The organism is Ruegeria sp. BC8 (assembly GCF_056535705.1).
Genome location: NZ_JBQFIV010000001.1, coordinates 679,858 through 693,057 on the forward strand (window position 1 = coordinate 679,858; position 13,200 = coordinate 693,057).

Genomic DNA, 13,200 nt, shown 5'->3' on the forward strand with positions numbered 1-13,200 from the left:
CGTTCGCGCCCGGAATGAGAAAATCCCGACACTTCGATAGAAACAAAGTGTCGGGATTTCAGAGTGTTTTGTCGGCTTGCACAGCCAGCGGCTCAGTTGCCGGCGCTCTCCATCTTGCGGTGGGCCACGACCTCTTCCAGCCAGCCCAGATGCATTTCCGGCACCGAACTGAGCAGCAGGTCGGTATAGTCGTCGAACGGTGGGCTCAGCACCTGCGATTTGGGCCCATAGCGAACCACGCGTCCCTGATACATCACGGCGATGCTGTCGCTGATCGCGCGCACCGTCGCTAGGTCATGGGTGATGAACAGATAGGCCACGTCCTCGATCTTCTGCAGGTCCAGCAACAGCTTGAGGATGCCGTCCGCCACCAGCGGATCCAGCGCCGAGGTGACCTCGTCACAGATGATCATCCTGGGCTTGGCCGCCAGCGCGCGGGCGATGCACACACGCTGTTTCTGACCGCCGGACAGCTCGGCCGGGTACCGGTCGATGAAACCTTCGCCCAGTTCGATCTCGTCCAGCAGTTCAACGATGCGCTTGCGCTTCTCGGCGCCGCGCATGTTGAAGTAGAACTCGAGCGGCCGGCCGATAATTGTACCCACCGTCTGGCGCGGGTTCATCGCAACATCGGCCATCTGGTAGATCATCTGCAACTCGCGCAGGTCCTCGCGCGAGCGTCCGGCCAGATCGGGGCTGAGCTTGCGCCCGGCAAAGGTGATCTCGCCGTCGCGCGGGGGCAGCAGGCCGGTGATCACCCGGGCCAGCGTGGACTTGCCCGACCCCGATTCCCCCACGACCGCCAGCGTCTGGCCCGGATGTACCTCGACATTGACGTTGTGCAGCACGTCGAAATTCAGCCCTTTGTAACGGGCCGTGATGCCATCGACCTGCAGCACGGGTTCGGGCGTGGGCTGTTTTTCCTCGTGTTCGATCGAACGGACCGAGACCAGCGCCCGCGTGTACTCTTCTTGTGGGTTGTTGATGATCTGGTCGGTGGTGCCGTATTCGACCGTGTCGCCCATGCGCAGCACCATGATGTCATCGCTGACCTGCGCCACGACCGCCAGATCGTGGGTGATGTACAGCGCGGCCACGCCGGTGTCGCGGATTGCTTCCTTGATCGCCATCAGGACGTCGATCTGGGTGGTCACGTCGAGCGCGGTCGTGGGTTCGTCGAACACCACCAGATCCGGCTCGGGGCACAGCGCCAGCGCCGTCATGCAACGCTGCAGCTGCCCGCCCGAGACCTGGTGCGGATAGCGGTTGCCGATGTTGTCCGGGTCGGGAAGGCCCAGCTTGGCGAACAGCTCACGCGCACGGGCCTCGGCCTCTTTGCGGCTGAACTTCTTCTGCTCGACCGCGGCTTCGACCACCTGATCCATGATCTTCTTGGCGGGATTGAAGGACGCCGCCGCCGATTGCGATACATAGGTCACCTCGCCGCCGCGCAGTTTGCGGATATCCGACAGCGACGTCTTGAGGATGTCGCGCCCGTTCACCCAGACCTCACCGCCGGTGATCTTAACGCCGCCCCGGCCATAAGCCATCGATGCCAGCCCGATGGTCGATTTGCCCGCACCGGATTCCCCGATCAGCCCCAGCACCTTGCCGCGCTCGAGGTCAAAGCTGACCCCGTGCACGATTTCGATGTCGCGGGGCTTTTCGCCCGGCGGGTAGACGGTTGCGCCGATCTTGAGGTCACGGACCTTGAGAAGGGTATCGCTCATCCCCGGCCTCCTTTCAGCGATGTGGTGCGGTTCAGGATCCAGTCGGCCACCAGGTTGACCGAGATGGCCAGCGTGGCGATGGCCACCGCCGGGTACAGCGCCGCGCCGATTCCATAGACGATGCCGTCTTTGTTTTCCTTCACGATGCCGCCCCAATCGGCCAGCGGAGGTTGAACGCCCAGGCCCAGGAACGACAGGGTCGAGACGAACAGCACCATGAAGATGAAGCGCAGGCCCAGTTCGGCCACCAGCGGGGACAGCGCGTTGGGCAGGATCTCGCGGAAGATGATCCAGCCGCGGCCCTCACCGCGCAGCTTGGCGGCCTCGACATAGTCCATGACTTCGATGTCAACGGCCACGGCCCGGGCCAGACGATAGACGCGGGTGGCGTCCAGCAGGCCCATGACCACGATCAGAACCGGGATGGTGACCGGCACCATGGCCAGAACCACCAGCGCGGTGATCAGCGACGGGATCGACATGATCAGGTCCACGGTCCGCGACATCACCTGATCGGCCCAGCCCCCCAGCACGGCCGCCAGAAAGCCCAGGATCGAACCGGTGACGAAGCTGAGGATGGTGGCGGCGGTGGCGATGAAGATCGTGGTGCGCCCGCCATAGATCATTCGGCTGAGAAGATCGCGGCCGATATTGTCGGTGCCCAGCCAGAATTCCGAACTCGAGGGCTCCCACACGTCGCCGACCACCTCGGCCATGCCGTAGGGCGCCAGGAAGGGCGCAAAGACGGCGATGATGAAATACAGGGCGGTGAAGGCCAGCCCGATCATTGCAGAGATTGGGATGTTCTTCATTTCGGGTGCCTCAGCCTTGGGTTGGCCAGGATCGCGACGATGTCGGCAACCATGTTCAGCCCGATATAGATGGCGGCAAAGATGACGCCGCAGGCCAGCACCACCGGCACATCGCGCTTGGTCACATGGTCCACCAGATACTGTCCCATGCCGGGATAGACGAACACCACCTCGACCACGACGACGCCGACGACCAGATAGGCCAGGTTCAGCATCACCACGTTCACGATGGGGGCGATGGCGTTCGGGAAGGCATGGCGCCAGATGACCTTGAAGTTGCTCAGGCCCTTGAGTTCGGCCGTTTCGACATAAGCCGACTGCATTACGTTCAAAATTGCGGCGCGAGTCATGCGCATCATATGCGCCAGAACCACCATGGTCAGCACGATGACGGGCAGCGCGATCGAGTTCAGCTTTTGCCAAAAGGACATGCTGTCATTGATCATCGCCAGCGGCGAGAACATGCCCAGCTTGACCGCGATGAAATAGACGAGGACGTAGCCGATCAGGAATTCCGGGATCGAGATTGTCGTCAGAGTAACGGCTGAGATCAGCTTGTCGGGCCAGCGGTTGCGGTAGCGTACCGCGACGAGGCCAAGAAAAATTGCAAGGGGGACCGAGACGATGGCCGCCCAGAAGGCAAGAAACAACGTATTGCCCAATCGGTTGCTGACCGACTCGGCGATGTCCAGCTTGTTGGTCAGGGACGTGCCCATGTCACCTTGGACAATTCCGCCAAGCCATTCGAAATACCGGGTCAGGGCGGGACGGTTCAGCCCCATCTCCTCACGGAGGTTGGCAAGGGATTCAGGGGTGGCGGACTGCCCCAGGACGGCTTGCGCGGCGTCTCCGGGTAGGGCCTCGGTCAACCCGAAAATCAGGGCCGAAGCGCCAAACAGCAAGAGGAATCCCAGCGCCAGGCGCTGGGAAACCAGTTTGATGATAGGATGCATACCTGTCGATCCGAGTTAGACGAACCACATCTTGCGGGACATGTTGCCGTTCATCATCTCTTGGGTCGGATCAGTTTCCCAGCCATCCAGCTGGTTGCTGATGCCTTCGACAAAGTCGTTGAACATCGGGCAGATCAGGCCGCCCTGGTCACGGACCATCATGCCCATCTGGCTGTAGATGGTCTTGCGCTTTGCCGGATCCAGCTCGGCACGCGCGGCAAACAGCAGGTCGTCGAATTCCTTGACCTTGAACCGGGTGTCGTTCCAGTCGGCGGTGGACAGATAGGCAGTTGCGTACATCTGGTCCTGCACCGGACGGCCGCCCCAGTAGGACGCGCAGAACGGCTGTACGTTCCAGACTTCGGACCAGTAGCCATCATTCGGCTCGCGCTTGATCTCAAGCGGGATGCCGGCCTGCTGGGCGGTCTGCTGGAACAGGGCTGCGGCATCCACGGCGCCAGGGAAGGCTCCGTCGGCCACACGCAGAATGATGGGCGACCCGTCATGACCGGACTTCTTGTAATGTTCGGCGGCTTTTTCAACGCTGAACTCACGCTGCGGGATCGTCTCATCGAACAGCGGGTATGCTGCGTTGATCGGCATGTCATTCCCGACCGAGCCATAGCCGCGCAGTACCTTCTCGACCAGCTCTTCGCGGTTGATCGCGTATTTCAGAGCGGTCCGCAGTTCGTTGCTGTCGAACGGCGCCGTGTCACAATGCATGATGAACACGTAGTGGCCGCGTCCTGCCGTGGAATGTACGGTCAGGTTGGGCGCACGACCCAAGAGGTCGGCAACCTTGGGCTCAACCCGGTTGATCGCGTGGACCTGACCCGACTGCAGCGCAGCCGTCCGGGCCGTGGCATCGTTGATGACCACCACTTCGACGCTGTCAAAGTTGCCGAAATCCGGGTTCCAGTGGTTCTCGAATTTGGAGAACAGGTGGCGCACACCGGGTTCGTCCGCTTCCAGCTTGTACGGACCGGTGCCGATACCGGCGCCCGGGTTATCCATTCCGCCGTCCGGCTGGATGATCAGGTGGTAGTCGGCCATCAGGTAGGGAAGATCGGCGTTCGGCTCGTTCAGGGTGACCTGAAAATATTCGCCATCGGCCTTCATCGACTCGATGCCCTTCATGATGCCCAACGCGCCCGACTTCGAATCTTCGTTCGAGTGGCGCTGCATCGTTTTCAGCACGTCCTCGCTGGTCATGGTCTTGCCGTTGTGGAACTCGACCCCCTGACGCAGTTTGAACGTCCACACCTTGGCATCGGCGCTGCCTTCAACGCTTTCGGCAAGGCGCGGCTCGATCGTGCCGTCGGGGGCGACTTCTACCAGTTGGTCACCGAACTGCTTGCCGTTCTGGAACGGAACCGAGCTGGCATAGGTGGCCGGGTCCAGCGAGTTCGTGGATTCACCGCCCTGCAGGCCCAGTTTCAGATCGCCACCTTTCTTGGCGCCAGCGGCGCGGGCCGCGTCGGCGAAGACGGTGCTGGCCATGGCAGCCGATACACCCAATGCGGCTGCCTTCCCCATGAATTCACGTCGGGTCAGTTTCCCGGCGGTCACCTGGCTGGCCATGTGAGTGAGTTGTTCGTTCATTCGGATATCTCCCAGTTGAGTGTTTTGTGTGCCCGTTTTACGGGCTTTTTATTGACGCATGAGTCAACGTTGGCGCATTTCGTCGCGGCGGGCAAGGTCAAATCTCGGGGACTTGCCACCAGCAAAATCACATCTGATCACGAGGTATGGTGTCCTCCACGGTTTTGGAAAAAATCTTCACATCGTTTTCAAAGGCATCAAGCGTCGCGCGCAGATGAAAGTTGGATCGGTCCGACCACATCTCGCAATTGGCCTCGGTTCGCAGTTGGATGCCGTCGCGCCGGGTCTCTTGTACCCATTCGCAGCGACCGCGCGCGCTCAGCGGATCGTCCGGATGGATCGACCACCGTTCAAAAGCGGTTCCGCCGCTGACCAGACCATGATCCGCGTCTTCGACCAAGCCGAAATCATCTTCGATGACCAGATCGATGACGCCGGTCGTCATGTCAGTTTCGACGCGCCGCGCATGGGTCGCCTCTCGCAATTGGGTCACTTGCCACGGAGAGTCCGCATCGGGTGGGGCAAATTGCCATTCATCCCGATCCGACCTGTCGCGCTGGGGGATCGTGAACGTGCCGCCTGTCAGGTGGAGCTCCGCTGTTTCCGGCGAAGGCCAGATCAGCGGCCAATAGGCGCTTGAGACGGCAACGCGCAGGCTGTGGTCCTTGGGAACCCGGTAGGCGACGTGGTCCAGCACAACTTCGATGTCGTAGACCTGTCCGGGTATCAACGTTTTGGGGGACGAATGCCCCTCCGTATGGGTCAGATTCAATACACCATAGGTGATCCGAGTCGCAGCTCCGTCGGGGTGGATTTGGTTCAGCCGAACGGCAATCTGGGCTTGTGGTTTGTCGACACTCAGCTTCAAGCGCAGGCGCGGGGCACCGACAATGTCCAGATCTGCGGTCAGAGGGGTCGTGTCGAAACAGGCGGACAGAGCGTCATCTGCCCGCTGGTCGCCCGGCATGTCCGGACCCAGCCAGATGGCGCAATATTCGCCGCCATCCATGCCGCAATGATGCGGCGAGCGGATTTTGGTATCCAAGGGGCCGTCCTTACCCAGCCCGGCTTCGGAAAGCGGAAGGGTGACCGTCGGCAGGTGGGACGTGGCGCTGGCATCCTCGGTGATCCAATGGCCCGGGCGTTCGGCATACCAGCGCGCCGGGCGCACGCCATCCATCAGATAGGCGCGATAGGCCGGGTCCTGTTCAACTCCGGTCTTTTTGCCCTTCAGCCAGCGGTCCCACCAGCGCAGCGCCTCTTGCAGGAAGCCGATGCGTGGTTCGGGCACGGCAAAATGCGGGTACTTGTGCACCCAGGGGCCGACGATGCCCTTGACCGGCGCAGTCAGGTTCTCGACCAGCCAGGGCACCGTGTTCTTGTAGGCATCACCCCAGCCGCCCACCGCCAGTGTCGCGGCTCGGATCGCGCCGGGGTCTTCGCAGACAGACCCATGTCGCCAATAGGCATCGCGGGTCTGATGCCGCAGCCAGACCGAGGGCAGAAACGGTTCGGCCGTCAACCGCTGCAGCCACATCTCGCGCCAGTCGTCACGCAGCGCCGGGTCGGGCGGGCGGGACGAATACGACCACATGGTGGCCCCCCAGCCCAGATTCTCGTTCAGAAGGCAGCCGCCCTTGTAATGGATGTCATCGGCATAACGGTCGGCGGTCGAACACAAGGTGATGATGGCCTTCAAGGGTGCGGGCTGCAGCGCCGCCACCTGCAGCGCGTTGAAGCCGCCCCAACTGATCCCCATCATCCCGACTGCGCCGCTGCACCATGGCTGTTGGGCTAGCCACTCGATCACCTCGACAGCGTCGTCCAGTTCCTGCTGGGTGTATTCATCCTCCATCAGTCCCTGGCTGTCGCCGTTGCCGCGCATGTCGACGCGGATGCAGGCGTAACCCCGTTTGGCAAACCAGGGATGGGTCAGGGCATCGCGCGCCGTCGTGCCGTCGCGCTTGCGATAAGGCAGGTATTCCAAAATGGCGGGCACCGGGCGCTGCGCCGCATCGACAGGACGCCAGATCCGCGCCGACAGGCGGCAGCCGTCCGACAGAATGATGCCCTGATCCGGAACGTCTTCGATCTCGGCCAGTGAGTTCTTCGCCTGAGTCATGTGCCTAGTCTCAGGCGCATCGGCGGATGGTGTGCGAGGAAAAGCGTCAATTCATTCCTTCGTTGCGACAAGCAGATCCATGACATTGGTTCCCGTGGGGCCGGTCACCAGCAGAGCACCGACCCGGTCAAGGAACGATCCCGCATCGGCCTCGCGCAAGGCTTGGTCCGCCCCATCGGTCCATGTCGCGCCGGTCACGACTCCGCCGGCCGCATCGGTCGGCCCGTCGGTGCCGTCGGTTCCGCCGACCACGACACACAGCCCCTCGCATCCCTGAATCTCGCGCGCCAACGCCAGGGCCAGCGCTTGGTTGCGCCCGCCTCGGCCCGGGTTTTCGGGCAGGACGACCGTCGGCTCTCCGCCAAAGATCATCGCGCCCGGCGGCATCCGGCGCAGCCGCGCGCCGATATCTGCGGCGACGGACAGATAGTCGTCGTGCAGGGCCTCTTCCTCAACCAAAACGTCCAGACCGGCGGCACGTGCCGCGTCAGCTGCGGCGCAGCGCGCATGGGCGTTCGAGGCAATGATCTGGGCATTCGCTTCGAATTGCGGGGCGTCGGGCAAGGCGCCGATGCCCGATCCGATGACGCCGATGTCGTCCCCCGGCACGTCCGAAATGGCCAGGACCGTCGCGCGCGCTCCGCCGAAACCGGTCAGCAGACCGCCGCCCTTGATCCGCGAGATCTCGCGCCGGCGGGCGTTCATGGCGGTGATGTCCAGCCCCTCGGACAGCAACTGCGCGTTCAGCCGCGCCAGATCTTCGAGGGCGGCCCCCGGCACAAGATCCTCGGCCAGCGAAGACGCTCCGCCCGAGACCAGCAGCAACAGATGCGTGCCAGGCTCCATGGCCTGAACCGCCGCGCGCAGGGCTTGGCCGCCCTTCAGGCTGCGGGCATCGGGCACGGGGTGAGAGGCTTCGATGACCTGCAGATGTGACGCCAGCCCCTCGGTATGGCCGTCTTTCGTGACCACAAGGCCCGGTGTTTTGCCGAAATGGTCTTGCGCCGCGTTCATCATCGCCGCCGCGGCCTTGCCCACCGCCAGAATCCGATCGGGGCGCGGAACATCGGGCAGTGCCGCCTTGACCGCACCATAGCCGTCAACGGCAGCAACGCCCGCCTTCCAGATCGCGATCGCCTGATCCTGCATCGTCATCACATGTCCATCCAGATCGTGACCGGGCCGTCATTGACTAGGGACACCGCCATATTCGCACCGAAAGACCCGGTTTCGGTCGGAACGCCAAGCGCGGCCAGCGCGCGGGCAAAGTGTTCGTACAGGCGTTTGCCGGTTGCGGGATCCGCCGCCGCCGCAAATCCCGGCCGGTTCCCGCGCGACGTGTCGGCGGCCAGCGTGAACTGGCTGACCACAAGGGCCGAGCCGCCGATATCCAGCACCGACCGGTTCATCTTGCCCGCGTCATCCTTGAAGATCCGCAGCTTGGCAATCTTGGCCGCCAGTTGCTCGGCGTACGAGGCGTCGTCGCCCTGCATGGCACAGACCAGCACCAGCAGCCCCGGCCCGCACTGGCCGATAACTTGCCCCTCGACAGAGACCGATGCCTCGGACACCCTTTGTATCAATGCGCGCATGTCGATGTTTTTCTCAAAGTTCGCTTACTCGGTCGAAGCCCCACGCCAGGTGACAAACTCGTCCAGCGTGGCGCGTTCGGTCCGGAATTGGTTGGCCGGATGATCGTCATTCGGATAGCCGAAGGAAATCGCGCACAGGATCAGCCGGTCATCGGGGATGTTGAAATAGCGGTGCAGGAACGGCCCATAGGCGGCCACCGCCGCCTGTGGGATCGTGGCGATTCCCAAGGCCTGTGCCGCCAAGGTGAAAGCCGTTACAAACCCGCCGCAATCCATCGCGCCATAGGGGCCGAGTTCCGCCGGGCTGGACAGGATGGCGCAATGCGGGGCACCGAACAGGTTGAAGTTTTCCATCATCTGCCGAGACGATCCGGCACGGTCGCCCTTCTCTACGCCGACTGCCTCGTACAGGGCCCATCCGCAGGCGCGGCGCCGGTCCTGATAGACGCCGGAATAGCCGGTCGGAAAGGGCAGGTCGGGCTGCGCCTGGCCGGTTTCGGCTTCGGCCCGCAAGGCGCTGCGGAACGCATCCGTTTCCGCGCCGCTGGTCACGACCACCTGCCAGGGCTGCGCGTTGCACCAGCTGGGCACCCGGGCGGCGCTGGTCAGAATCTGTTCGATGTCACCCAGCGGCACCGGATCGGCTCGGAAGGCGCGGCAGGAATGGCGCGCGGTCAGAAGCGTATTCAGATCGGCCAGGGTCACGTCGTCCTCTCCTCCGGGGCAGCCGGCGGCAGGATGGGTGAGAAGCCGGGGATGTTCAAGGGGTTCCACAGCAGAGTTTTCGGCGGCGGAGCCCGGCGGTCATTGCTGTCCGGTCGCCACCAGATACCCGATACCGGCTGCCGCCAGCAGGCCCAGGACCACCGCAATCGTGATCTTGATCGCCGACCAGGGCCGTTCGCCCTGCACCTGACCGGTGCGACCGTTGACGACAAAGCGATAGGTCTGGCCGCGATACTTGTACGCGGCCATCCAGACCGGCAGCAGGATGTGCTTGAAGGTCAAGTCGCGAATGTCGGTTTCGATTGCATGGATGCGCTGCCGGTCGCCGCCGATGTCAAAGCGGACGTCACGCTCGATCACGCGGGCCATGTGGCCGCGGGCTTCCTGATAACCTTGCTGCAGATCGACCGTGTAGGCCTCGGCCCGGAACCCGGCCAGGTACTCGGGCTGATAGGGCTCGAGCGCGGGCAGGTCCCAAGGTTGCAGCGCGTCGGTGTAGGACTTGGGCAGCGATTGCGAGGCCAGCACGAGCACGTCGTCAAAGAACCGGGCCACCCGGCTGGATTTCGGCGTCCAGCGCACCTTGGGCACTTGCTGCTGCACCCGCTTGCCGTCACGCATCACCGTCCGGGTTTCGTAATAGACTACGCCCCGTTCGCCGCGATAGGCCGATTTCGTGTCGGCGTCGAACGTCCAGTAGGGCACATAGATGCCCTGCATCCTGCGGCCTTTGCGGGCGTAATCCTTGAGCCCGTTCGGCGCGAACCACAGCCGCCCCAGCCAGTCACTCATGGCCTTGTGCGCGGCGCGTTCGTCCAGCGCAAAGGGCAGAACGCCGCGCGGTTTGATGTGCCGGTTCACACCGGTATCGGTCACCACCGGGGTGGCGCAGAACGGGCATTCCGCGGCGTGGGTGTTGGGGTCGAACTCGACCTGCGCCGCGCAGTTTGGGCAGGTCAGAACCTGCGTCTCTTCGATCTCGCTGTCGGGCAAGCGGTCGGCGATGGCGGCGTCGAAGTCCAGTTCGCGCAGGCTGGCGCCGCCCCAGGGGCCAGCCCCGATCGGTTCGGAATGGCCGCAATGGTCACAGGTCAGCGTGCCGGATTGCGGGTCGAACCGATAGTCCGCGCCGCAATTGTCACATGGAAAACGATGTTCCGCAGAACCGGGTGGCGGAGCAGGGGGCTGTGTCATGGGTGGTCACGTGTCGAGGGGAAAGTGAAGATAGGCTGCGCGCTGCTCCTCAGGCAGGACATGCGGCAGCATCGCCGCTTCGCAGGCCTCGATCGCCCTGAAATTCTCGCGCGCCTCGGCCAGCGTCAGGCCGTGATTGGCGGCAGAGGGCTCGCGGGGGTTCTTGTCGTACAGAATGTCCTCGTCCTCCCAAAAGCAGATCGCGCAGATCAAGTAGGCCCCGCGCTTGGCCAGGGTGACATAACCGCAGCACGGGCAGATGAATTGCGGCGGCTGCGGCGCTTTGCGCCCGCCTGTCTTCGAGCGTTTCCGCGATGCGGGCATGCCGATGCCTCACGCGCCGGGCGGCGGAGGCGGCAGGATCGTGAACAGCTGCGCGAGTTCCTGCACCTCGCCCGCTTTCTTCCAGCCGTCCTGACCGGGCGTCCACACGAAAGTGTCCCGCGTAATTTCTCCCTCGCTGGCCATGCGGCCCATCTTGGCCTTCGAGAACGGACCGCTCGTCTGGCCATCCACCGCGATATGCCAGACATGCTCGACTGGCGGCGGGGGCGGCGGGGCCGCATGCGCTGATGGTTGCGGGGCAGCGGGCGCGGGCGCGCCCCACGGGCCAGACGGCTGACCCGCTGCCATGTTCGAAATCTGGTTCGCCATCGCCATGCCCATTCCCATACCAAGGCCGGCACCCATGCCACCGCCTCCATTCGGGTTGCTGGCGGCCGCCGTCATCGCCTCGGCCGCCGAATACTGGGTGAATTTGCCCAGATCCCCCGCCAGCCCCATCGAGGTACGCTTGTCCAGCGCCGCCTCGACCGCCGGCGGCAGCGAGATGTTCTCGATGTAGAACTCCGGCATCTCCAACCCATAACCGTCCAGCACCGGCGAGACCTCGGCCGCGATCAGTTTGCCCAGATCGGCGGTGTTGGCGGCCATGTCCAGAACCGGAATGCCCGAGCCTGCGATGACCCGGCTGAATTCCTGCACGATGATGTTGCGGATCTGAAAGCTGATCTCGTCCATGGTGAATTCGCCATCGGTACCCACGATCTCGACCAGGAAACGGGCCGGGTCCTTGACCCGGATCGTGTAGGTGCCATAGGCGCGGATCCGGGTCGGGCCGAATTCCGGGTCGCGCAGCATGATCGGGTTCTTGGTGCCCCATTTCAGGTCGTTGAACCGGGTCGTGTTGACGAAATAGATCTCGGACTTGAACGGCGACTGGAACCCGTGATCCCAGTGCTGCAGCGTCGTCATGATCGGCATGTTGTTGGTCTCAAGCATGTAGAGGCCGGGCGTGAACACGTCGGCCAGCTGGCCTTCGTGCACGAATACGGCCGCCTGGCCCTCGCGCACGGTCAGCTTGGCGCCATACTTGATCTCGTGGCCCTCGCGCTCGAACCGCCAGACCATCGTGTCGCGGGTGTCGTCCACCCAATGAATGACATCAATGAATTCTCCGGTCAGAAAATCGAAAATTCCCATCTGGGTTCTCCTGTCATCGGGGTCAGAGCGACTGCCCCATCAATTCACGGGCGATGATCCGCACCACCGGCTCGGCCTCTTGCGCGGTCATGCCGGGTTTCAGTCGCGGATCATACAACATCGTCAGCAGCTTTTCGTCATGGCTGGTCAGTAGGGCGAATTCGTCGTCATCATTGAAGATCGACGGCCGCGCCCGTGGGCTGTCATTGGGCAGGCCCAGCCCCTGGGCGATTTCCTCGTGGATGCAGCTCAGCCGCATCAAGTCAGGGTGCTCGGCCCGCACCAACGCAACCGCACCAGTATAGGTGTTGGGTGCCCCGTTCGACGCCGAGGCGAAGACAAAGCAATAGAACGAGCGCGGTAAATCTTGAAACAGGTTCAACTGAGCCTGTCCGATATTGGGAAACAACTGGCGCAGTCGCGTTTGCACGAATTCCGTATCGTCATCGCCGGCGACGAACACATGGAAGTTCGCGTTTCTGGTTACGGTCGAGATCGGGTGGCCAGTCAAGGACGACATGCGTTCGGAATAGGCCCGGATCTGTTCCTTGTCGGCCGCACGTTGGTCTGGCGATACTGATGGCCCGAACTCTGCCTGTATCCGGACCGGGCCAGACCAGCGGCTTAGCCTTCCGATGGTACGTTGGCTGCTGCCGGATACGGCGGCGCCGGGATACTCGCTGTAGAACGCGATGGCTTCGAAATTCCGCGCCAAATCATCCGCATCAAACGGGGTGTCCGGCCCGCCACCGTCTGTACGCATCAGACCACGGGTCAACAGGTCGCGCTCGACGCGCTGATAATATCGCGCCAGATCCCGGCTTGCGGCCGAAGGTTCGACATAAGCATTGGCCAATTGCGGCTGGGACGGGCGCGCCTGCGGGGCAATCGAGGACTCGAGCGCGTCATCGCAATTGGCCAAGATCAGCAATGCAGCTGCCCCCAACCCGTGCCCTAGAAATCTCCGAAGCCGCACCTGCGATCTCT

General features: G+C 63.1%; 12 protein-coding genes. All 12 read right to left on the minus strand.

Going from position 1 to position 13,200, the window contains the following annotated elements:
- Positions 1-92: 92 nt before the first annotated feature.
- The 12 genes from ACR3EK_RS03590 to ACR3EK_RS03645 all read right to left on the minus strand — a co-directional run bounded on the left by ACR3EK_RS03590 (position 93) and on the right by ACR3EK_RS03645 (position 13,189).
- Positions 93-1,730: an ABC transporter ATP-binding protein gene (locus ACR3EK_RS03590; RefSeq protein WP_170357191.1), complete on the minus strand. Its 1,638-nt coding sequence runs from the start codon at positions 1,728-1,730 to the stop codon at positions 93-95.
- Positions 1,727-2,542, minus strand: coding sequence for an ABC transporter permease (locus tag ACR3EK_RS03595; protein WP_170340710.1), 816 nt, complete (start codon positions 2,540-2,542; stop codon positions 1,727-1,729). The genes ACR3EK_RS03590 and ACR3EK_RS03595 overlap by 4 nt, the downstream gene beginning before the upstream one ends.
- Positions 2,539-3,495 carry an ABC transporter permease gene (locus ACR3EK_RS03600; RefSeq protein ID WP_170340107.1) on the minus strand — a complete coding sequence of 319 codons (957 nt, stop codon included), beginning with the start codon at positions 3,493-3,495 and terminating at the stop codon, positions 2,539-2,541. The genes ACR3EK_RS03595 and ACR3EK_RS03600 overlap by 4 nt, the downstream gene beginning before the upstream one ends.
- 15 nt (positions 3,496-3,510) lie before the next feature.
- Positions 3,511-5,097, minus strand: a complete 1,587-nt coding sequence (locus ACR3EK_RS03605; protein WP_480632698.1) for an ABC transporter substrate-binding protein — start codon at positions 5,095-5,097, stop codon at positions 3,511-3,513.
- Positions 5,098-5,224: 127 nt separating this feature from the next.
- Complete coding sequence (locus ACR3EK_RS03610; RefSeq protein ID WP_480632699.1) at positions 5,225-7,219, minus strand: CocE/NonD family hydrolase; 1,995 nt, start codon at positions 7,217-7,219, stop codon at positions 5,225-5,227.
- A 51-nt stretch (positions 7,220-7,270) separates the two neighbouring features.
- Entirely contained in the window at positions 7,271-8,374 is a 1,104-nt protein-coding gene (locus ACR3EK_RS03615) for a glycerate kinase type-2 family protein (protein WP_480632700.1), read from the minus strand.
- Positions 8,374-8,811: a D-aminoacyl-tRNA deacylase gene (dtd, locus tag ACR3EK_RS03620; RefSeq protein WP_480632701.1), complete on the minus strand. Its 438-nt coding sequence runs from the start codon at positions 8,809-8,811 to the stop codon at positions 8,374-8,376. The genes ACR3EK_RS03615 and dtd overlap by 1 nt, the downstream gene beginning before the upstream one ends.
- 24 nt (positions 8,812-8,835) lie before the next feature.
- Positions 8,836-9,516: a nitroreductase gene (locus ACR3EK_RS03625; protein ID WP_480632702.1), complete on the minus strand. Its 681-nt coding sequence runs from the start codon at positions 9,514-9,516 to the stop codon at positions 8,836-8,838.
- A 99-nt stretch (positions 9,517-9,615) separates the two neighbouring features.
- Positions 9,616-10,731 (minus strand): TFIIB-type zinc ribbon-containing protein, encoded by a 1,116-nt coding sequence (locus ACR3EK_RS03630; RefSeq protein WP_480632703.1) that lies wholly within the window; start codon positions 10,729-10,731, stop codon positions 9,616-9,618.
- A 6-nt stretch (positions 10,732-10,737) separates the two neighbouring features.
- Positions 10,738-11,055: a CPCC family cysteine-rich protein gene (locus ACR3EK_RS03635; protein ID WP_170404669.1), complete on the minus strand. Its 318-nt coding sequence runs from the start codon at positions 11,053-11,055 to the stop codon at positions 10,738-10,740.
- 9 nt (positions 11,056-11,064) lie between these two features.
- Positions 11,065-12,213, minus strand: coding sequence for an SPFH domain-containing protein (locus tag ACR3EK_RS03640; protein WP_480632704.1), 1,149 nt, complete (start codon positions 12,211-12,213; stop codon positions 11,065-11,067).
- 22 nt (positions 12,214-12,235) lie between these two features.
- Positions 12,236-13,189 (minus strand): DUF2927 domain-containing protein, encoded by a 954-nt coding sequence (locus ACR3EK_RS03645; protein ID WP_480632705.1) that lies wholly within the window; start codon positions 13,187-13,189, stop codon positions 12,236-12,238.
- Between the last annotated feature and the right edge of the window lie 11 nt (positions 13,190-13,200).